This window comes from Trichocoleus sp. FACHB-46 (assembly GCF_014695385.1).
Classification (GTDB): domain Bacteria; phylum Cyanobacteriota; class Cyanobacteriia; order FACHB-46; family FACHB-46; genus Trichocoleus.
Map to the genome: position 1 here is coordinate 1 of NZ_JACJOD010000069.1, position 23,767 is coordinate 23,767.

General features: G+C 50.5%; 4 protein-coding genes and 2 pseudogenes. 4 read left to right on the plus strand and 2 right to left on the minus strand.

The window, feature by feature from the left end; translation table 11 throughout:
• Positions 1-538: 538 nt before the first annotated feature.
• Complete coding sequence (locus H6F72_RS26855; protein WP_190442672.1) at positions 539-8,989, minus strand: LamG domain-containing protein; 8,451 nt, start codon at positions 8,987-8,989, stop codon at positions 539-541.
• 53 nt (positions 8,990-9,042) lie between these two features.
• Positions 9,043-19,479, minus strand: a complete 10,437-nt coding sequence (locus H6F72_RS26860) for a hypothetical protein (protein WP_190442674.1) — start codon at positions 19,477-19,479, stop codon at positions 9,043-9,045.
• A 246-nt stretch (positions 19,480-19,725) separates the two neighbouring features.
• On the opposite strand from H6F72_RS26860, the gene H6F72_RS26865 reads away from it, so the two are divergent.
• The 4 genes and pseudogenes from H6F72_RS26865 to H6F72_RS26880 all read left to right on the plus strand — a co-directional run.
• Positions 19,726-20,555 (plus strand): IS1 family transposase gene (locus H6F72_RS26865; RefSeq protein WP_190442676.1). Its coding sequence is split into 2 segments (ribosomal slippage): positions 19,726-20,067 and positions 20,070-20,555, totalling 828 coding nucleotides; the frame shifts between segments, so codons are not numbered across the junction.
• Positions 20,556-20,679: 124 nt separating this feature from the next.
• Positions 20,680-22,020: a serine hydrolase gene (locus H6F72_RS26870; RefSeq protein ID WP_190442678.1), complete on the plus strand. Its 1,341-nt coding sequence runs from the start codon at positions 20,680-20,682 to the stop codon at positions 22,018-22,020.
• 112 nt (positions 22,021-22,132) lie between these two features.
• Positions 22,133-23,130, plus strand: a pseudogene (locus H6F72_RS26875) (IS1 family transposase).
• A gap of 231 nt (positions 23,131-23,361) precedes the next feature.
• Positions 23,362-23,730: pseudogene (locus tag H6F72_RS26880) on the plus strand (IS5 family transposase); the annotation flags it as partial.
• Positions 23,731-23,767: the final 37 nt, after the last annotated feature.

Below are 23,767 nucleotides of genomic sequence, written 5' to 3' on the forward strand. Positions count from 1 at the left end.
AAAATTTGCGATCGCTATAGGGCAGTCGGGAGAGATGGCGATCGCTCAATCACATCCTGGATAAGCCTTTTCGGAATTATTTTACTTGTAAAGAAAGATGGGACAATGCATAGCATCACTAGATTTTCCAGAACTAGGGTCGTTTCTGAAACGAGCTCAACCTCCATAAACCATAGTGAGTAGCGATCGCTGATAACCCAGGCCAAAATTTCCACATGCTTGTGTTGACGGTGGTTCAAATCCATCACTTGTGGCGGTTGTTGTCCACAAAAGTTTATAGCTCACCGAGCTCAGTAACTTCTGGGATTTCTTCTGCCTCCGGAGAATCTCTGAGGGAATGTCCAGCAGCTCAAATCCAGTGCATAACAGTGATATGGTGAAGAGCGGTAACTCGTTGGATGCCTCGTAGTCCCATGCCATTGAGATACATCTGGATGCACAATTGCTTCACTTCACCTGGGTAACGCTAAGGCTGGTAGGATTCAAGAATTGACAAACACATTGCTTGTACTGGTAGCACTAAATTATTTGCAATCGATCATTCATCTAGTCCTCCAAAGTTTGGAAAATGAGTTGAGCCAATTTGAGTAACCTTCTGAATTGCATAGCTCCCATTGAGGTCAGGGCGCACTGAATCTTGCCATTGGAATACAGCTCGACGGCGCACCACTTGAGTCTTCAAATCTTCAGAAGATACAAGTTCGATGCGACTTGCAGCGGGCCCCCAAGCAAACCGAACGCATTCAACCTGAATCGAACTCTTCTCCGTTTGGCGTAAAAGGGCATAAGCTGCTTGCGATACAGGAATGATCGGGTTTGTGACGATCGCCACTTGAAGGATAACGGGACTTTCTAAAGCAAGCTGCGGAATGAGCCGGAATTCAAGCACATCACCAGGTTGCAGTTGTACTTTGTTATTCGTTTGAATCTGTTCTAGCGAGAGCGATTTTAGTTCACTCGGATTGATCGTCTCATCTCCACTGCTTAGCGTTAAAGGTTTCGCAATTCCTTCCACTAAACGGAATAGTTTCAGCGTAGCTTTGCGATCGCTAGTTTTGAGGTCATCATCCCAATCAAAGCGCAGGAAAATGCGACTGTCGATATTGTATTCTCGTCGATCGCAGGCAAGTGTCACTGTTCGCACAACCGGGCTTGAATCTAAAGGAGGATTCGGAATTTGAACGATGCGGCTAGCAGTAGCAGTGGATGAGGCAAGCCGACGGTTATATTCCGGGTCCTCAAACAGAATGAAATGGGGTTCTAGGGGCAAAGGTAAGTTCGTGTTGCTGACCACTCGCAGTGGGAAGGTGAGCGTTTGGAAGAAGCGATCGCTGCCACTACTGGGTTGAACTAAAACTTTTGCAGTGACGATCGAGCCGGGAGTCAGGCTGGTGATCTGCTTCAGCAAATCCTCTGCTTTTGTGGGTTGGAAGGCTCGCTGATCTGGTGAATTGGCAACAACTGTTGGGGAGTTGTAAGCAAAAATTGTGCTGTTAATGTCTAGCGTCAATTGCATCTCCCACTCGATCGCAGTTTTGGGTTCTGTTTTCGAGTCGATTCTAAAGCTAAGCGTTCCGTCCCAGTTAGTCGGAATTTCACCACGTACCAGGTTGGCGATCGTCATTCGTAGGCGACGATTTGGGATTGCCCCACCAGCCGCGAAGAAGGCTTCATCTGCAGGAGTTTTGCTATGCAAATGATTCTCAGTTGGCTCGAAGTAGCTTGCCCAGGTTTGAAGGGCTGCCTCTTTCCTGTTGAGCTGATTGGGTGGCAGGGGAACCGGACGCGGAATCCGGTGCTGCACGGGAATACTGCCAGAAACGAATCCTTGACCAAAATTTGTCTGATTGGGATCGAGTCCGCTCTGCCGCAATAGCTGATTCCGAATTGCAAACATTGCACCCGACCGCGCTCCCAACAGCAGATAGCGCAGGGAGGCAGGTAAAACAGGTTGCCAGGAATTGGGCAAAAGGGTTTTGTCGTTGAGGGACAGAGGTGGCTGATCGAGTGTGCCTGCGGGAATAGTGGGTAAGGGTAGATTCGGTAATACGGGCAGCAAACTTTGAATGGCAGTGGCTCGAAAGTGAGCAGGTAAACCTGCTGTGACTCGATCATCTTGGGTCAATCGAAACTGGATTTGATGCTGCGGAGCCTGCCACCAGAGCGTCATTGCCTCAGTGGTTGCAGAGCCATTCGGCTCACCGCTGAGCTTGCCGATCGCTGCTTGCTCACTGTATTGCACACTGAGCCGTAGGGCACTCAATCCCCAATCCCAAGTCTGGGGAGTTTGGGCTTCAGGACGTGTTGTGAGGTGCATCGGCTGTACGCCTGTTACTTGGGGCGGAGCCAGTTCAAAAGGCTGGATGGCGATGGGCATTGTGAATGCGCCAAGCTGTCCTTCGCGGAAGCGGAGTTGAGCCACGGTCGATCGTAACTGCACCACGCGCTTCACCAGATGCAAGGGCTGTTCTAAATCAGTCACCAGAGCAAAGGCATAGGTGGTGAGTAGGAGACTGTTTGCCTGAGAACTATTTGCTTGAGTGCCAGTAGAAGCAATTTCTCGCAGTTCGCGGAAGCGCAAGATGGCGATCGGGGAATCGGGACAGAGGCTGCGATGGGTTTCGCGTGCCCAGGTTTGGCTACTGCTGTAGTAGTCTGCTGCGGTTTGCTTTTCGTCAATTGCCCAAACGTGACTGACAGCCGGAAGGAGGGTTCCGGTGGTGCGATCGAGGCAAAGCAGTTCGGCAGTGAGTAATCGGAGTTTGGCTCGTTGAAGGTCAGGGGCAGGACGGAATTCTAAGCCGAGATAAGGGCTAACCGCTAAGCTGAGTGGCAAAGGATTTGCCTGAGTGCCAACGCGCAAACGAGCAGGTAATTCGGTCGCCGCAGCATGATGTGCGACTCGAATCGTTTTGTTGGTTTGAGATAGCTCGCTAGTAAAGACCTGGAGTCCGATCGCAGACCAGGGATAGGCGAGTTGCTGTTGACCGCGTGAAGCTGAACCCGCACCCCGATCGAACCGTTGCTTGACTTCAGCGGCAGGCAAAGCTCGATTAAAGATAGCCACTTGTCGGTAATCACCGAGCCAAGGGCGATCGCCAGTCAGCTCATTAGCTAAAGCAAAGCGAAAGAGCTGATCAGTATTTTGGTTAGGGGAGACAGGGAATAGTTTGTTCGGTACAGTGTTGCTGGCTTCCTCCCGCCCATTGATGTAGAACTTCATCACCCCATCAGCCCGTCGCGTCAACACAACATGGGTGAGTCCAGCTTTCACAGAGCCAGAGTTTGTCTCAATGGGTGGTGAGCCGTTGTTCAAAATCCCATTCGAGCTAGTCATGTTCTCAATTCGCACGCGGACAACAAACTGATTGCCAGGCTTTCCATCGTTTTTACCATGTCCCAGTGTGAAATAACGATTGTTTGGATCGCTGGATAGGGTGACGATGCGAGCAGGGCCTTGCTGCACAGATTGGTTGGGTTGAAGCTGAATCCAGGCTTCGATGGTCAGTTCATTGGTGCTGCGACAGGCTTGGATAATTTTGAGAGCAGGCTGGTCTGCTTTGAGCAGGGTAGACTGTTTGATTCGCAGTCCACCCCCATTGAGCCACTCAACTTTTGACGAATCTGCGATCGTCAGATCGAGTGGCGTACCAACACCAGATACATCTCTCACAGTTCTGCCATTTCCCTCTTTCTGAAAGAGATACAGTGCTTGTAAGCCCTCGGTGTCTGTCACTACAGTTGCAGTCATGAGGCTATCGGGTCGCGAAACCAGCAAAGGATTGTCGAGATCTGTCGAACCTGGAACTGATGTGCTGTTTTCTTGCGGCCGATAGGTCGATCGCAGCACCGTAAAGGCTTGATTCAAGGCAGTGGCGCGACTGAGACGGGCAGGCGTATCGGGTAGGGATGCCAGAATGCTTTGCAGTCCATTTTGTAATCCATCAGATTGTCCAGACTGCTCCGACTTAGGATGCTGCAAGCGGAACCAGCTTTCCTCCAGAGACAGGGCATTGAGCCTTGCCCAACTTCGCCCGATCGCACTATCAAAACCCGAAATTTGTATCGTTACAGGTTGATCATCGCTCCAATTTGCCAGCATCAGTGGCAGGTCGGCTAAGGGTTGAGTCGGCTGGGCTGTGCGCTGTTGTTGAATCGCCAGGATTGGATCGATCTGAAGGGTAGTTAGGGTTGCGTTGGGATCGGTGAGCGCTTGGCGATCGATCTGCGGGTTTTGCAGTCGTCCGAAGAAAGGAGTGGTCAGCAAGAGCCATTCAGGAGTCTGTGGATCGGAGGCTGTGTAGTCATTCGGGTTGCTGAGAATGCCCAGTTGTGTACCGTTCGGCAAGAATTGCAGTGTGGTTGGGCTGGCAGCTTTGACAGGGGTTTTGCGAATCCAATGGGGTGCGCTGGCATCCACCAGAAGCGTATCAGGGGGGAGGCGATCGAGTTCGCCGTTATTGTCTGTGAGTGCTTGGCGGAATTGGCGATTCCAGTAGCCGAAGCTAGAGCGACTCAACTCTGCAAAATTACTCGTTGGGTCGAGAACTTGGGCAGCAGCAAGGTTATTCAGGGCTTGCTTGAATTGACCGGGCGAGAAAAGCCGCACTTCTTGAACAGCTGTCCAGCGATCGTCAGAGCCAAGCTGAATCCGTGCAAGAGCAGCAGAAGGCAGAATCCGGGTGAACTGATGCTCCACAACTGCCAGAAATTGCCAGGGTTGCTTGAGCGCAAACAGCAACTGATTTTGAGCGGGGATAAGGCGATCGGCGGTAAGCCCAGTTTGGTTAAATAAAATCCGAACTGTGTGCCGCAGGTGGTTCAGTGCAGGGGAATTAGCAGTCCGAGCCGCAGGCAGCGTGATTTGCGACCCAACCACATCGATCGCCGTGTCCAGTGCCCAGGAAATCAGGCTCTTCACTTCCAAAAAGCCATTCAGCAGCAAAGACTGTTTCCATTTTGCAGTTGAGGCATCATAGCGATCGGTGTAGCCAATCACCAGATCTCCGGCAGAGGAACCAAACACTTGCTCATGACTGAGTTGACTAGCGGCTGTAGCAGATTGCAGAAACTCGCTCCATTGGCAAGACAGCATTGCCTCTGTGAAAGCGGTCTGCAATTTCAGCGTGGGAATCTTCGCAGTTCCAGACTCGATTGCAAACGTCAGCGCGACATAACCGGGAGCTTGATTTGCCTTTAGCGGCATTCCGGGCAAGAGCTGTAAGGGTGAAGCATCTGTTGTATCTAGCTCATACCCCTGCCACTGAAACTCCAGCGCATTGCGGTTAAATAAAACGATCGGTTGAGCATCAGACGGGATCAGCTTCAAGCCACCGAATAACGTCACCGATTCTGCGGAGATGGCAGACGTGCTGGGTAATAGGGGGAAATGAATTCGAGCCGCAAAGGTCGATCGGGGCAGACTGAGATCGCCAAGTCGGACTTGCAGGAAGAAATTGAGAGTGTGATTGCCGTTCAGCAGATCCAGATTGAGCGTGGCACGATCGGGCAAGAGTGCTGCTGGATTGGGATTCGAGAACGTGTAGGTCTGCTCAAGAGTAGTATCTCCTTGACGGAGTGTGAGCGGACTCAGAGCGATCGTCCAGTTTGTTTCAAATAGGGTAAATGTTAATTCCAGAGCGCGAACGATGATACCATCTTTTGCTGGAGTGAGTTCGACAGTGCGCCACTGCAACAGCGGAGACTCTGAGGCCTCGTTGCCTTCCAATGCCAGGAACCATTCCCCGATCGGAGAAACTTGCTGAATCTGATCAACCTGAAGCTGTCCGGAGGCATTGCGCTTAAACGTTACCTGCACCGCATTATTGAATTGCTCCAGCTCCTTTCGACCGGGCAACGGTAGCTGTAGCCGACCGACGATCGCCACTTCATCGATTTGATCATTAGCAAAGACGACCTTCTCTAGAGTCAGGGGGAAGAAATCGAGCGAAAACAGGGAGTTACCGACGAGCCGCCATTCGTAGCCTTCTAGATAGTTGTAGTCACGCGATAGGGCATCGGGGTCATTGACATCTTGTGCGACTTGAGAACGAACTTTAGCGCGATCGAAACTATTAGCTTTCACAGGTAGATCGCGGAACCAGAATTGCCAATTTAAATCAGGCGTAAGACTCAGAGGAACTGAGGTGAGAGTCGAAGTCAGTTCATATCCGGTGCTGTCTTCGTGCAACCGAACAGGCGTTTTCAACAACGTGGGATTTGTGGCTGCGAGTTGGGTCACACTGCGAAGTAAACCACGCTGATCGCGAAATGTGCCATCTGCGTCTCGATGGGCTGCCATACTTCCGGCTTCGATGTGGAAGGGATTATCGGCAGTGTTGTTTTCTGGAAGGCGATCGATCCGGTTTTGGGTGACGGCAAAATCTCCAGAAATGCCCTTCAGAGCCGCATCTCCAGTCAGCGGTAAAGCAGCACTGTTGTCTTGATTTGCGAAATTGAGTGAACCGGGATAAGCATCAAGATCGGTCGTCAGGCTGACTTGCCAATCAAACGGTTCAATTAGATGACGAATCAGGGTTTGGTCGCCTTGCAGAGCGATCGCGTCAGTCGCATCAGCACTTGCCAGAGATGCCTGTTCGCTGAGCTGTTGCCAGTGGGCTGCGAGGGTTTCGCGTGTCAGGGGTTTAGGCGGTTGTGGTTGTGGGTCATCCGGCAGGGGCGAGACTTGCTTCGGGTCACGCGGAATTTTGGGCGGTCGGGCGAGCGCGTTAATCTCGTCACTGTAGGGTAGATCGAAGCGATATTGCAGCGGCAGTTGAGTGCTGTTGTCTGTAGGCAGACCTTCGCCTGAGAGATTGGGATCGAGCACAACTCCCGGAATTGACAAAGCGACTAGCGGTAAGTCAGCCAGAGTTTGCCAATCGGCGGCAGGTACGATCGCTGTCTCAGCCGATACCGTACACCAGGAAGCTGCACCATTTTCCAGGGTTACACCAAATTTCCAGTTGTTCGGCAACCCGATCGCCGGATTGGTGCTGTCTTTTGCGATCGCAAGCTGGAAAGGAACTAACTGACGGTTCGGGCTGGGATAGTTGGGCGGAGACTGACTTTGCGTTAAAGGAAGTGCCTGCACCATCGGCAGGGATTTGTGTCTGCGCCAGACGATCGGCGGATACTGACTGAAGGTATCAGCGGGCAACACGCCTTTCGTCACCATCTGGTTTAATAGCGCAGCGTTCGCGCCATAAATCATTGACCAATCTTGCAACTGAGGCGCAGTCGATCGAGATTGAATCTCCAGCTTTTCAAACCGAGTGGTCATCAGCGGCGGAAATAGATCAGCCTGCGGTTCGATCGATTTAAGCGGGACAGATTGCAAGCTAGAAATCCAGTTTTCCGTTGAGGGTAGGGCATCTGCTGCTGTGGGAGCCTGGGTGCTGAGCCAGAAGAAGCCATTCAATACAACCTCTGGGGCAATGGCATTGAGATCGATCGATTGCAGTTGGAAGGTCTCACCCGTTTTCTGCAACTGCCAGGTTCCGGTGACATAGCTGGCATCTGTCCAGGTGACGCTCCAGGGTTGCTCATTACGATATTGCTGAAGCTGGTCTTCGCGGCTATTGCCTAGCGACACTGCTCCCTGCGCGAAAATGCCCGGATCAGGCTTGCGTTCGCCTTCCAGTGCCAGATCAGCATCGAGGTAAATCTGCTCGGTTAAGTTAGGAATCGGCAGTTGTGCCCAGCCATCTTCTAGCGGTATGAAGCCCCAGAGTAAGGAGGGTTCGATCGGACTCAGTTTCTCGTCTCCTTGAGGTACGACCCATTCTGGAATCGACTGCTTTTGGACATCGCGTAATAGCTGCGCTGTCTGCACTGAGCTAAAAGCAAGCTGAAGCTGTTGCAGTTCCAGCGATTCATCCCAATTAGACTGATTAAGCCTCGCCGTGTATTTCAACGTTTCTGTGGAAGCGATTGATTTGCCAGACTCTAGAGCTACCGTGAGCCGATCGCTCTCACGCTGAATGCTGAGTTTGTCTGGGACAATTTGCGCCAAAGAAGTCGGAGGCTGTTCTGTGTCATAGGGCTGCTGATCGGTCAACAGCAGGTTGATTTCACCTCGCTCAAACAGGAGCGGCAACGGCTTATCGCGATCGGCGGGGGCAGGTTCCTGCCAGTTGGCAATTTCCCAGTAAAGGCGCGGCAACCGCAGCGGATCAGCGATCTCTAACGTCACCCAATTGGGCACAGACACAGCTTGACCCTTCCGGTTTTGGGGATTGCGCGGATTGAGATAGCTGCTGAGATTATTCCAGCGATCGATCAGAGTATCGTTTTCCTCTCGGGTAAGGCGATCGGCTTCGATCGTCAGGCGAAACTTGAAATTGCCGCCACTGGGATCAGGCAAGGTACGAGCAAGCTGAAACACGGCTGTAATCGGTTCCGTTTCCCAGGGCAGGCGCACCTTTCCGGCGATCGACAGTCCACTCCCATGTACTGAAATCGCTCCGAGGAGTCGGGCAGCTCCTCCGCGTGTAGACAGATTATCTGCTTTTCGTAAACGCAGTGCGGCATAGAGACGATCGACATCCTGAGCGGGAGTCAGCACATCCAGATTAATATCTCCAGCAAGGCAAACCAGTTCAGGGAAAGCATCCTGATTTTGCCTGCGCCATTTGGTTGGATCAGGATCAGCCTCCACCAGCAGCAACGCTAACTGTCCTGACTTCAGCAAGGTTTCGAGCTGTGGCAGCGTTGGATTCTTTGGGCTTGTTTCTCCCGCTTTCCGTTGCCAGAGATAGCTTTGTTGCGGCGTATTCGCGGTGGTGACGCGCACTTGCTTTACCCAACACAGCAAGAGCAGTGTTCCGGGCAACAGCAGGTTTTGTGTTCCCAGGGCATTTTTCGGGTTGATGTCGAGAAACAACGATCGAAATGCCCAGTTTTGCTGCGGGTCTGTTAGTTGAATAACTTCGGCATCGGCTGACCAAAAAGGACCCTTGAGGGAGAGGTTGGGGAGAGTGGGGAACATAGTCGGGAGTGGGGATGAGGATGAGAGGGACTTTGAGTGCTGGCTTAGATTGTTTAGACCAATGGTTTTACGGTGAGTTCGGCATCATGGGGAGTTGCACTGCCACGCCTTGTACCGATATTGAGTTGTCTGCCCTGTAAACCTCGATCGAGCGATGCGTCATAAAGTCTGCGGATAGCTAAGCGCTCGGGTTTGAGGTTGCTCAAGTTTTGCAGGGCTTGACCTTCGGTAAGAGTCATCAGTCCGTGGTAGCGCATCAGCGATCGCCCGATTAGCAACTTGTCGCGCAGGTTTTCTGGCAGGTCTTCAGGTTGTGGACGAACGGGTAGATCGAAGGCGATCGAGGTGGGCTGGGTTTGCAGGGTATTGAGGATGTCCTGCATGGCTGTCTGGAAAGGTGGATCTCCCTGCGTTGCCAGAGATTGCAGTAGTTGCCACTGCTCAGAATTGTGGACTCTGCCTGTCCAGGTGATTTGAGTTGGCTGCACATTTGGTGTTAGTTGCAGTTGCGCTTTCAAGTCATCAGGGAGATCCTTCTGGCGGGGGCGACGAGGCTGTGGGTTCATGGGAACCATCTGGGTCGCGTCGATTTCACCCAGCAAGCGCTGCAGCGCATTCACAAAGGCAGGATCGCCATTCAGCCCAGTCAAAAGCGGACGTTGGGCATCGGTGGGTGTGGGAGCCAACCAGCGTAATTGATCTGACTCAATCCGAAGCTGATCACGAATTGCGACGGGTAAATCTGCCTGACTTGGACGACTGAGTGGGGCTGTTCCTAAAGGGACGTCATACGCGCTGGGAAGTGGGTTCGGTGGATTGGTGGGAATGATGGTCAGAAGTTGATTGATGGCACTCTCGAAGGCATCATCTCCCCGGAGTTGCTGCATTGCCTGACGCTGCTGTGCTGTTGGTAGAGGCGTATTCCAAACCAAACGATCGCTCTCAATTTGAAGCTGATTGCGGATGCTATCGGGTAAATCTACCTGTTGAGGACGCTTGCGCTCTGGAGCCATCCCCACTTCTTGATCGCGGTTAATTTCACTCACCAGCTCATTTCGAGCATCTAGAAAGTCTGTGTCTCCGGTTAGTTGAGTCAGGGCATCCCATTGAGCATCGGTAGGAGCAGGGCTGAGCCAGCCCAGGCGATCGTTGCCAATCTGAAGCTGATCCTGCAAATTAGCAGGCAGTTCCTCTTGTAAAGGACGAGGTACGGGTAAGGTTTCGCTGAGCGATCGGCTATCAAGTTCGGCAATCAGGGCAGCAATGGCAGTCGTGAAAGCAGGAATTTGCGCCCAGCGTTGCAACACTTTTACGTCACTTTCGAACAGTAGTCCTGTCCAGGTCAACCCGGTATAGCGTTTCGTTGCATTATCATTGCTGAACTGAATTTGATCGCTCACGCTCAATGGCACTTGATCTAAGCCCAGCACAGCGTTTTCCCGAATCACCGCGTTTGGATCAGCCACAACTGCTTGATCGGATAATCGTTTCAAAGCTGCCCTAAAGCTGTCATCTGCGTCGATCGACAGCACAGCCATTTGTTCTTCTGGTGTCATGGTTCCCTGCCAGACAAGGGCACAGTTTTCCGGTTCGGGGAAATCGAGCGTTTGCCTCAGGGCAGCTACTTCAGCAGGTAAGGCATTCAGATTGAACGGACGAGAAATTGGCCTCTGACTAAACCAGTCTTGATAGATGCGATCGAGTACCCGGAAGTCGTGCAGGAAGGTCTGACGATCTTGAGGATTAAGGAGAACCTGTTGCAGGCTGGTATCAGTGGGTATGGTTGCCAGGATTGCTTGTAAAGCATCGCGATCAGCCGGATCAACACTGCTGAGCAAAATCGTGTCGCGATCGGCTCTGGTCAAAATTCCGGTGATTGTCAGTTTGGGTGTGCTGAAGGTCGCTTTTTCAGGAATGATTACGGCAGGATACGATCGCTGCACCGTTTCCTCAATCACCTGCTGCACAATCACGCTCAGAACATATCGCCCCTGCGGGGTTTGGGCGTCTGGGGGAGTCAGATCAATTAACTCTGCCAGGAAGCGCCGACCTAACTGCTTGCGAACAAATTTTCCAGTAAGGGACGCATTTTCTCCTTGTCGCTCTAGGCTAATTTCTGCCTGCACTTCTACGTTGCCGCTATAGGTTTCGATAATTTGATACACCACACCCAGGTCGGGCAAAGAAGACAGCTTGCGAGAGCGATCGGCACTGGTTTCAGCGTCCGGTGCTTCGGCTGCCCATTGTACTTGAGCCGTAGCAGGCAAACTATCCCATAATCGCTGCAACGGAATCTCAATTTGTCGCAGTCGCCTTTCAGGTGCTCCTGAAGTAGAAGGTGTCCAATCTCTCGCTTGTACGATCGCATAAGGGGAGGGTGAGACATACTCAAAGTCTCGCTGAATCACCTGATTGATGCGCGATACCTGCGAACTCGTTTGAGCAATCAGCATTAACTGATGTTCATAGAAGAATGGAAGCGCCTGCCATTGCAGCACCAGTGCCCCTTGCTGGAAGTTCCTCAGTCGGAGTGGTAAATCCAGCGTGACAGCATCATTGTCGGCTAACGTCCCTGAGAGTTTCAGGTGATCAAGTTGGGTAGGTGCAGCAGGCAGGGCAGGAAGTTGATTCTGTACAGGCTTCAACCTCAGGTCGTGCGGTTTGTTGAACTGCTTCACAGCCGTATCTAGCAACAAAATCTGATCGGGGTCGGCAAAGCGGCGCAGCAGGGTAAAGGCAATCTGGCGGAAGGAAAGCTGTCTTGCCAGGGTTTGGTTGCGCTCCATCAAACTTTGCTCTGGATGCTGAGCCACAATCACTTCCCAGGTACTTCCCGGTAGCACTGGACGACCCGGCACACTTGGCACATCAAGGCGGCTCGAGTTTAGCACGACGGGCATATCCACAGGTTGAGTGCGATCGAGCACGATATCCAGTCCAGCTTGATCGGGGTCGGGCATCACCGTCGGTAGCGTTTCGGCGGCAACTCCAGCAACCTTAGGCATCAGATTGGGCGACTGCTGCAAACTCGACCACAGTAGGTCATAGCGTCCGATCGGCTGCATATAGAACCGATAGTTGTGCGCCCACTTGTCCTCTAGCAAATGGTCATAGGTGAGGCGACCGTTGGCATCGGGGGTGGCGTAGGCAGGCGATCCAGCTCTGGGGTAAGCAGTTGCTAACCAAACGCCCTCTTGAGTTTGGGCGAAAATGCCGTTCTGCTGCTGTTTAGTAGAGGTTGGTGCAACATCGCCACCAATATCAAAGAATCGCTGTGACCAGAGCTGGAAGTCCGGCAGAATTGCCTCAATTCGTTCTTTGTCAGTCGGAATTGTAATCTTCGGATCGTTTGGATCATTGCTGTTGAGCGACTCGATATATCGCTTCAGCTTGAGCCATTCCTGACCCGCAGGACTGCTGATGTTACTCAAATCAGTAGCTAAGGTAGCAGGAGTTTGGAAGTAAGTAGAGCGATCGTCTGTCACTGCAAACAACTTCACTTCACTCACGATCGCTTTCTTACTTTCCTCATCGTCTCCTGGTGTAATGGTTACAGGGAATTTGTTCTCTGGATCGTTGGGCTTATCTGTGCGGATTAACAGCGTTGCGCTTCCAGTCAGCGGTAAGATGAGGAGATACTGAACAGGCTTGCCATCTTCCGGCTTCAAATTGACCTGTCCACTTGCCGGATCAGCCTGGTTAATCACGGTACAATCTGTACCATCAAACAGCAGCTTCACTGTCGATTTTGCTGTTCCTGTGACTATGACTTGAGCGTACTGCAAATATTGCTGAACGCTTGGACGCAAACTCACTTGCACTAATGCCAACAATCCTTGAGCATTCGCCGGAGCATCACTGAGCTGTACACTTTGGCTGGGCTGGAATAAAAGCTCGACGTGCAGATGAGGCTTGAGTAGTCGCCACTCACTGTCTGCCAACAAATCATTCAACGCAGTATTGACAGCACTCAACAAAGCTTCTCCCTGAACCAGTCTGCCTTGCGGTACAGCCTTATCATTGGACTGGGTATAAAGCGAGAAAGTGGTGGATAAGCCAAGTCGTTGCAGGACATTCCAGCCATAGGGATCAGTCTTGGTGGCAGTATTGGCGAGGAATGCCGTCAGATCGCTCGCTTTGAAAGGCGGCAGAATTTGCACATCAGGCTTGTAGGTGACATCAGAACTGCCTACCTTTGTTTCAGCTAATCGATCGAGCAGAGTTTGTAAGAATGGATGCAGAGATGTTGTGCGTTGGCCGTTGATCTGATCCGTTAAGCCTTGCCACTCTGGTAATACAATCCGCGATTCGCGCCAGGAATACCAGGACGAGTAAGGCAGTTCTGAACCCGTCACTTTAAGTTGATCTGGCTTTTGGGAATCAGGAGATTGGGCCTCTGATCGCACTTGCTTGCGTCGCATGGTGCTGGGGTGCCAGGCTTCCCATTGATTGGCAGTCAGCGTATTGTTGGGAGCCAGTGCCAGATCTCCAGCTGGAAGCATTTGAATGTCTTGCAACATGCGGATTGCCCGACCTAACTTGACTCGATCGCCAAATGTCTCGGTCGTATGAGCATCAATATCAAGCTGATACAGGTGATAGCTGGAGACGAGATCGATCGGATAGTTGGCATTACGACTTGCACCCTGATTCCAGCGGAACCGCAAACAGCGAATGCCAGTAGGATGCGTCTGGTAGGATATGCCGTTTAGGGTGCCATCAAATCGCGGTATACCTTCACTTAGATCGGGCATTGGGAAGTGAGCCTGACCGAAAATTCCCAGCAGATCTTCTGGCGGCAGTAGCAGCAACTTGGTGGGATAAGGCAGCCATTCCAGTTCTGCTAAGCGACGTTCCTCCCGGCGATCGCGCGTTCCATCATTAAATTTGATGCTGGGATCGGGTTCGACCCGCAAGAGCAACTGCACCGGAGCTAACGCCGATCGCACCCCTCCAGGTGAAACGGTCTGGAAGAAGACGCGCCAAGCTTCCGGTTTCCACTGCGGATTGTTTCCAGGCGGAACAATGCCTTTTGCTTGAAGCAGTGCGACATCGATCGCGGCAAATCTGGCGTTGCGTGCTCCTTTGGCATCGAGTTTAATTTCAATATCGGTGGGTAGCTGTCGCGCATTCGAGGTGGGTAAATGATGGCTGCGCGGACGATTCGTGGTGCTATCTAAGCCATAACTGCCGATAGGCAACGTTTCTTCTTTGCGGAAGATCAGCAGATATTGATCGAGCGGGACAGCAGGACCAACTTTCGGCTGCATCGGTTCCAACCACTCTACCTGGACGGCAAGGCGAGCGGGCTGCCCCGCATTCAAGATAATTTCAGGTTGCTCTTTAATCGTGAAATCATTCGGTTTGAGGTGATAGCTGACGATCAATTCGCCATCTACCGGAACCGCAGGCGGCTCATTCGGGAAGCGTGTCACAACCAGCGTTAACGGACGACCCGGATTACCGGAATGATCGATCGGTGTGATCGTGTAGAGATAGCTGTGTCCTTCGGGTGGAAGCGTTGCCTGTGCCTGAAGGGTTTCCTGGTTAAAGGTGTCGTTGATCTGGACGCGCGATCGAATTCGCTTAATCCGATTAGAAGTTGTATCTCGGTGTAAGGCATCAGCAGGGGTGCGCGTATATACGACCTCTCGTTCGTTGCTATCAAGGGCCCGACGACGCACTTCGTAGTGATTCAAGTGATGTTCTGGATCTGCTTGAACTGTTGTATCTCCACTCTGCTCATCCCATGCCAGATCCCAGGCAATGCTGATGGTATTTGCATCTGAGAAAGGCTTAACGCTACGAAACTGAGGCGGATTCTCAGCAAAATCAGTCGAGAAGGCAGTTTGATCGTCCTTGTCGTACCGCGCAATATTGAACGTGCGAACTGTCTTCGCTTCTGAATCAATTGTCGTTGCTATACCGCGTCTTTGCTGAATCTTGGGTGCTGTGCTCCCATTATCGGTTAACCAGCGAGGTGCATTGCCTTTGAAGCGGAAGACTAAGCCCATCTGGAATGGAATCGATCGCTCAACGTTCAGTGGTTCGGTAATACCATCGGCAACGCCAACATACTGACGGACATCCGACACAATATCGTGAATCACCATGCCGCGAAGCTGATGCGCCTGCTGCATTTCCTGCATTCTGCGCCATTCCGGGTTATTTGGATCAGCTTGAGGCAATTCACCTGAAGTTGTATAGAGCGTCGTATTTTGATCAAACGCTGCACTTAAGACTTTCTCGTAATCAACTGTTTCGTCTTTCTTGAAGTAAGGCGAGCTCTCAAACTGAGCTACTGCACCACGGACAGCCGCTTCAAATGCATTGTCTGAAGGATTTTTTACCCGCTCATCATAAAGCATTTCCATTGTTGGTAATGGTTGCGGATCACCAACCAAGTTAGAATGCTTTGCAGATTCGGATACCTTGCCAGGTTTCGGTTTTTGCCCTGGTTCAGATCCTGTACCATCGCTGATAAAGGCATGACGCAAATAATCCTTCAGCTTTAAACTTGAGCTGGCTTTCCTTTCTAATTCACCAGATTCTTTATACGCTTTCAGATTATCCTGATAAACTGCCTCCCAATTCACGCGCAAAGGGATTGTATTATCGATATTTGGATCGATTGCAATCAATTCCCATTGTTGAGTGAGTGGATTAAAATGCTCTAGCTCTAATGCTTCTCCTTTAGGAATTGTCAAAATGAAATCTTCCCTCACTTCCCCATTTGGAGGAGCAGGCAAAAATCCAGTTTCAGACTCACCTTGCGGCAGCAGCACAAAGTAATTCTTCTCAACATCTGGTTGCCGCACCACAAAAATACTGTAGTCTGGAATGCTGAAACCCAGAGCTTGACCGGTTGCGGATTCTGCCAAGACGGCATCACTCAGAGCTAAACTATCGCTGGCGATCGCCGGAACAGGTGCAACAGCTGACCTCAAACCAACTGCACTGGTAGCCATTGGAATAGCACGCGCGCCATCCGCTGAAGCCACTCCCGGAACAGGTTCGACATCCGTGGCTTCTAACCCAACATTGAGATATGGTTTCGTGCGGTTGAGAGCCGCCGTCACATTGTCTTCTGCCAGGCCAAGCTTAACGTTCAGTTGCAGCGTGTGTCCCATACAGGAAACGGCGATCGTACCCGATCCACGCAATCCCGGTTTGGTTCCCATTAAGCCCAGTTCTAGCCCTGCGGTAAAGCCGATATTGAGACTGAATTTAAACGAGAGAGTGATCGACGTGAAGACTAACTCGATCCGTAACCAGAACTCGATCGAGAACTGAATTTGTACTTCTAAACCGACCGCACCATACAAAGCAGAGTTATCAATCGGATCTTTGAAACTCACTACACCGATAAATCGTGCTCCGTATGCCACCTGAGCAAAGGCACGCACCCGACAGCCAATAAAGCCAAAATCGAAATCTGCCTTAATGTCCAGAGTCGCTCGCGCCAGATAGCTAATGCCCAGCACCAGATCTTCTCTTGACACCCGGAAGATAAAGCCACCGCGCACTTCTGCCTTCAGTGGACCTAGCGTCATGCCCCAGCGCAGCATGTTGGGCCACCCCAGTTCATAGTGCATCAGTCCGGGTTCGATCAGCACGGTTGCAGCAAACTGACTATTGCGAATCGCTTTTTGCACAATCTCTGGCATCGGAGGACGCGCCCCTAAGAAGCCTTCAGGATTGGAAGACACCTGCGCCAGGAAACGTTTTTGACGCGGCGAGAGCAGCACAAATCCACTAAACAACGGTCTGCCTTGCACTTCTTCTTTGCCGTCTACATTCGTGACGTAATCGTAATAGTTGGTGTTAATCCAAGCACGCGCCGCCATAAAGAAGGTGAGGTCACTGCGGAAGGCAATCACCGCATCAAACAGGAATACACAGGGCAGAACTCGCTCAGCAGCTTCTTCCCAACGTAATGGTGACGGAGAGGCACTGGTCTGGGAAATTAATGCCCGCAATACGATGGTCCAGCGTGGATCTTCACCTGCTGCTTCCAAATCGACTGCCCAGCGATCGCGTTTTGACAAATCACCCTGAGTGCGAGAGAGGTCGCGCAATTCCTTGAGCAATTTCTTCAGATCATTTTCGCGATCGGCAGCCTTAATGCTGACCAGCGTATAGCGATAGCCAAAGCCCAGTCCCACTTCGCGAATATAGAGTTCTACAACTGGAATCCGGAAACTTACCTTACGTGCTTCCAGATAAATGAACCAGGCACGCAGCCAGGGAGAAGATTCATCTCGTCGCACTCGTAAGAAAGCAAAGCTCGCCGCGATCGTCGGTAAGCCTTGAATTTCTAGTGTTCCTTCACCATCAAATCCCTGTTCTTCGGGGCTATTCTTGAAGCTCACAGAACCATTCAGGCGGAAGGCTTCACCAATATTCAGATTGACTGCTAGTTCCTTAAAGTGAATCCGGGGCATAATTGATCCGGGCTCTGGCAAAGCGATCATCAAGCGATGCAGATCGGGACGTGAATTCGGTGTATCCCCAATACCCTGTGCAAATTTGAGCTGTCCAGACAGTTCCATTGCTGGATCGTCGCCAAACTCAGCCGCTTGGGGAATAAACCCGATCGCCCGTAGTTCCATTTCAAAGCAGCCTAGGAAGTTGAATGACTTCGGTTTGGGTAGCTCAATTACGAATTTGACGTGCTTGCCGATGACACGCGCATCTCCAGTGAGCGGGCACTCCACCAGATCAATCTTGATCACTTGCAGCAGCGCTAAAGCAAAGTTGCTGTCATCCGAAGGAAGCGGCGTAAATTGGGCACTGCCCGTCAGCGTAAAGTAAAGATGGAATTTGCCATCATTAACGAACTTCAAACCCAACGCATCGATCGAAAACTGAAAGCGAGTTCCCTGACATTTCAGCAGTTGATTGCCTTTGAGTTTAGCACTACCTGCCACCAGAGTCAGATTGTTCTCACGTTGGCTAAACTGAAGCGCAATATCCGCGATCGCATTCCCGACGAGTGCTGGAGGTAAAGGACCTGAACCACTCAGCGTAAAGTCGTTGATTTGATTTTCTTTGATCTCTAAGCAGCTACCGTGGAAGCGAAACTTGGTGTCAATACCGTTTAGTTTGGCAGGGCGATCGGTAACTTCTGCCGTTAAGTTAATGCCGTTTGGAGTGAGTGCAAATCCCTCGATCGCAAAGACGATCGGCTCATCACTGGCACGTGTATAGCTAATCTCAAAAACCGCTCCTTCAGCTTGCTGTACCTGATAGTTATAGTCTTTTGTGGCTAGGGTGAAATAGTGATACAGTGTTTGTCCGTTATCTTTTTTGATCTCTGCTCCCTTAAACTCCCATGTCAAACCCAGATGTTCTTTATTCTCTTTAGGCAAGACTGGCTCTGGTGAGAGTAGATCAATTCCCTTGCTATGATCAACCGATAACGCAAACTTCTCCCAATTAAACTTAGCCTGAATTTCGGTATCAAAGATTAAACTTCCGATCGTCATCTTAATCGGAAGTAAGAATTCGATTGTTTGTTTATCAAAATCTGGCTTAATGTTCTTTGGCTTGCCAACCTGAAGTAGCTGGCTATCATTTTTGTCTTTATCTTTGTCACCTTTCCGTTTTAAGAACGGTAAATCAAATGCGTCTTTATTGTATTCAAAGTCAATATCCCAATCGTCTTTTCTTAACGAGATTGTGTCATTTGCTAATGCAGGTTGATTGAGTGAATCAGGAACCGCAAAACTAAATCGGGTTAATGGGGTTGCAAGCTGACGGAAGAACTGAGGCGCATCGCTACCTTTGAGCGCAACATTTAATAAAACGAGGCTAACAGGTTGCTTTGTAGTTGCCATTAACTTAAAGAGATCAGGCGTTGCTTCTTTTTCGTCATTTTGCAGTTCTCGCTTGCTCTCTCGCGTCCAGGCAAAGGTGCTATTTGCAATAAATTTCTGGTCTTTTTCTGTTGTGAATACTAATCTGAAGCGATCGGGCTTGCCATCATTACCAAATCCTAAAACCAGACTGTAGTCTGCATTATTGGGCGTTGTAACCTGTAATCCGGGTAAGGTAAACGTGCGCGCACTGTTGGTCACAGACCAGTCTAGCCGCATCTCCTGAATCGGGTTGCCAAACACGACCCGCAGGGCAACCTTGCTGCTTCCTTGCGTTCCCTGTTCTGCAAAGTTCGGGGCAATTGTCCGTAGAAACTCACTTAATCGATCGGTTGTCCACTCGATCGCCAAATACTTCAAGCTACCAGCAAGCTGAACTGCAATTTTAGCAGCATCAATAATCAATCCAGTCGGAACAACCAGAAAGGGTTGGGTAATCTCAGCATTGCTTAAGTCGATTGGATCAGTGACAACAATCGGATTACCACTATCATCAACTGGACCAATCGTGTCGATCGTCACATAGTTTTCACCTGATCCAACTTCAAGATAAGGACGGCTAGTATCGACCTCATAGCGAGCAGAACCATTGGTTTGCACAAATCTTCGCATTGGCTGCAGCAGAGTAGGGCTGAAACGCACTGCTGTAATATTTGCCACGATCAACTCCTGGTTGGGGGTAGCCCGATCCTGGCTATTGTTAGCCGAATTGGCATCACCCCTTCGGGTGCTTACCTCTTTCAAGGAGGTTTGTGTAGATTTTTATATCAGTTGGTTAAACATGCGAATTTGGGTAGTGCATCAAAGGATGGTGGGTTAGATAAACTAGAGAGAGACATCTACTCTCAAGCTGGGTCTATGGAATGCCGTCTCTGTGGTCATCCCACTACACACAAACACGGTAAAGCTCCCAACGGCACTCAACGCTATTTCTGCCCGCACTGCCAGCAAAAGTTTAACGAACGGTTTGACACCTTGTACTACCATCGCCAAGTCACGCCCGAACAGATTCGGCAGGTTTTACAAGCACATAGCGAAGGTAGCAGCCTGAAGGGAGTTAGCCGCATCACGGGACTTGCGTATAACACGGTTGTTAGTATTGTTCGTGCCGCTAGTCAGCAAGCACAATTGGTTCATAACGCTCAAGTTCAAGCAGTGCAAACCCAGGAAGTGAGTACTGATGAACTATGGTGTTTTGTTGTAAAAAACAGAAGCAGTGCCTCCTAGATGAGTTAGAGGTTAGAGACTGTTGGATTGGAATGAGTCTGACGGATTCAAGTGGACTGATTTTGGCAGCACGTGTGGGAAAATATACGGATGAATTGATTGACGAACTAGTCGTTAGTAGCGAGGGAAAGACTGCCTGTAAACGCTGGAATAGTGATGATTGGGGAGGTTACAAACGAGTACTACCACCAGAGATTCTCCACCACATTGGCAAAGACAAAACACAATGCTTAGAGAGGACCAATGGCATTGTTAGACAACAAACGGGACGTTGGTACCGCAGACAGAACAAGTTTGGCAAGGTGTGGGAGCAAACCACGGTAACGACGCGGATAGTCGTGACTTACTTCAACTGGATTTGGCAGCATAGCCGATTGAAGACGACCGCCACTCAACGAGCAGGATTAACGCTACAGCCCTGGACTTGGCATGATCTCATTACCTATCGCACTATTATTTAACGCACTACCGTCAATTCAAGCAAGAATGGAAAAACCGTCGTCCCCAGAAATCTAAACAGGTGACAGGAGAGGAACCCATAAGATCAGAATTCTCAAATGCTTGGTGTCAAGGGAGGTTGAAACCATGACAACAGCTCAAACAATTCTGTCAGATCACGAAATTTTAGCCATTTTGCAGCAACGTATTCATCAAGAGAAACAGAATGTTGGTATTGTCGTAGGAGTCATTGATGAGAGTGGTAACCGTATCGTTGCACAGGGCAAGCGAGATCAGACAAATTCCTACCCGGTGGATGGAAATACCCTGTTTAAAATTGGCTCCATTACCAAAGTATTTACAACGCTAGTGCTGGCAAACCTGGTGGAGCAAGGTGCTCTCGACCTAGGCGATCGCATCTCTACACTGCTGCCTGATGCTGTGAAAGCACCCACTCGTAAGGGTCAAGAAATTTCCTTATTGCATTTAGCAACGCATACCTCCGGGTTGCCCTGTTTACCCGGTAACTTTGCCCCAGCAGATATGAGTAATCCCTATGTCGATTACTCCGTCGAACAGTTGTATGCGTTTTTATCTAGCTATCAATTGCCACGAGATATTGGCAGTCAGTACGAATATTCAAATCTAGGCACAGGTTTGCTGGGGCATCTTCTATGCCTTAAAACAGGCATGAATTACGAAACCCTCATTAAAACCCAGATTACTCAACCGCTGCAAATGCATGATACGGGCATTCAACTGACGGTTGAGCAACAGGCTCGCTTTGCAACTGGACATAACACCCTGGCTCAGCCCGTGCCTTATTGGGATTTGCCAACCCTGGCAGGAGCATTGCGATCGACCGCAAACGATTTACTCAAGTTCTTGGCAGCAAATTTGCAACTGGTATCTTCCTCGTTAAATGCAATCTTTCAGAAAACCCATGGGGTTCAGGCGCAAACGGGAATACCCGGAATGGCGATCGCGCTGGGCTGGCATGTTTTGAATCACCATGAGACAGAAATCATCTTCCATGACGGGGACACCGGTGGATTTCGCAGCTTTTTAGGCTTTGTGAAACAGAAGCGATTCGGGGTTGTGGTGCTATCGAATTCAGAGAATGATGTCAATGATATTGGCTTGCATCTGTTAGAACCCCGTTATCCCCTGGCTGAACATCATCCACCTAAAAAACGTCAGGCAATCCCTGTTGATCCCAACCTGTTTGATGCGTATGTAGGATGCTATGAACTCGCTCCAGACTTTATTCTCGCCGTTACCAAAGAACACGACCGACTCTACGCTCAAGCCACGGGGCAATCTCAGGTTGAGTTATTTGCAGAAACAGAGACTCAATTTTTTATTACCGAAGTCGATGCTCAAATTACCTTCATTCGAGATCCGCAAGGTCCTGTGGAGCACTTGATTCTGCATCAGGCAGGACAAGAAATCACAGCCCCAAAATTGAATCGTGATACAGAGTTGTAAGTGGAGGAAAAAGCGTTGAGTGAAGCCACTACAAAGGAGGGTGCCACTGTTCTGGGCACTGGTTTTCTAAAGGGTCATTGGTAGGATAGGTACAGTGCATGAATTTCAGCTGATGAGATGTCCCCATTGCCAGAGCGAACAAACCGTGAAAAACGGCAGAGTAAAGCTGCAAGACCAAAGTGTTCAACAACGATACTTATGCCAAGCTTGCGCTAAACGCTTCAATGAGCGGACGAATACTCCTATAGCTAGACTGAGAACCCCGGCACTGGTGGTTTCAGCGGCGATCAATGTGCGCACAGAAGGATTAGGATTGAGGGCCACGGGACGCTCCTTTGGCAAATCCCATGCGACGATTATTCGCTGGGAACGTCGAGTCGCTCAGCAAGGAAGTCAATGGTCTCCCCCTGCTCCCGATGGGACTGATGTCACACTCGAAGGAGATAAGGTGTACACTCGCGTCGGCGAGAACCTTCCCCCCCGGTGAATCATCAGGGTGGACGATTCACTTCATTGAGCGTGAAAGTCGCTATTGGGTCGCTGCCCAAGCTAGACGAAAAACGACTGAACTGTTTGAGAGAGGGACCCAGAAGGCTTAGGAGTGGGCGAAATCTGCTGACTTTATCCGGTGGTTTAGCGATGGAGAACGACGCTATGGCACGGTTTTGTGGCAGCTTGCTAGTGTCCACCTCAAAGCGGGGGAGGGTGCACCCCGACTACGGGCGACGCAAAGTCTGTCGGCAGGGGTTGGAGGTCGCAATGAAGATTAAGGGCTCTCAGGGACGTAAGCGAGTCGAGTAGGTGAAGGTGGAGCATCCGTTCACCGCGCTCAGTCCTGTGCATGAAGTGCACGTCAATCACAATGAAGCCCAAAATAGTGCCTTGAGAAGACGTGCGAGTGCTTATCGCAGACGACAGAATTTGTATGCCAAGCGAGTCGAGGGGTTGCAAAGAGTGCTAGACATTCAACGATTGGTGCATAATTGGGTGCGACCACACTGGGGACTGGGGAAAAACAGGACTCCGGCAACGGCAATGGGGTACTGTAGTCGTCCGATTTCGATGGATGAAATCTTGACCAGGCGAGGCTTTCATTGCCTCACCCCTTAAAAGACCAGTGCCCGAGTTAACAATACTCTCTTGACAATGGAGGAAGCGATCGCTTAAGCAACAGCAAATTTCAATGGTCTAATCAGGAAATTTGATTTCCTAGAGCTAGAGTCAAAGCGATCGCTTTCTTCTGTATAGGTAGCTGACTCAGCACAATTGCCTTTAATTCTAGGGCGTGCTTTAAAACCCTTTGGCAGAATAGAAATAGTGCAGGAATACTGATTAGCCTCCATGATTCTTCCACCACAAAAGAAGAACCGACGGGGTGAATTAAACGATCGGCAGTGGAAGCGCATTTGGCCCCTGCTTCCACCACAAAAGCCTCATACAGGTTGCCCCGCTAAAGACCATCGAACCGTCATCAACGACATCTTGTGGATTCTCAGAACTGGTGCTCCTTGGCGAGACTTACCCAGTCGCTATGGCCACTGGTCAACAGTTTCAGGTCGATTCTACCACTGGCGTCACATCGGCTTGTGGCAGCAACTGCTCGAAGCCCTGCAGATCGAGGCCGATGCCGAGGGCAAAATTAACTGGGACATCCACTTTGTCGATGGGAGTGTTGTCCGTGCGCATCAACATGCAGCAGGAGCAAAAAGGGGGAACTAGCCCCAAGCAGCCTCTTATCCACCACTGA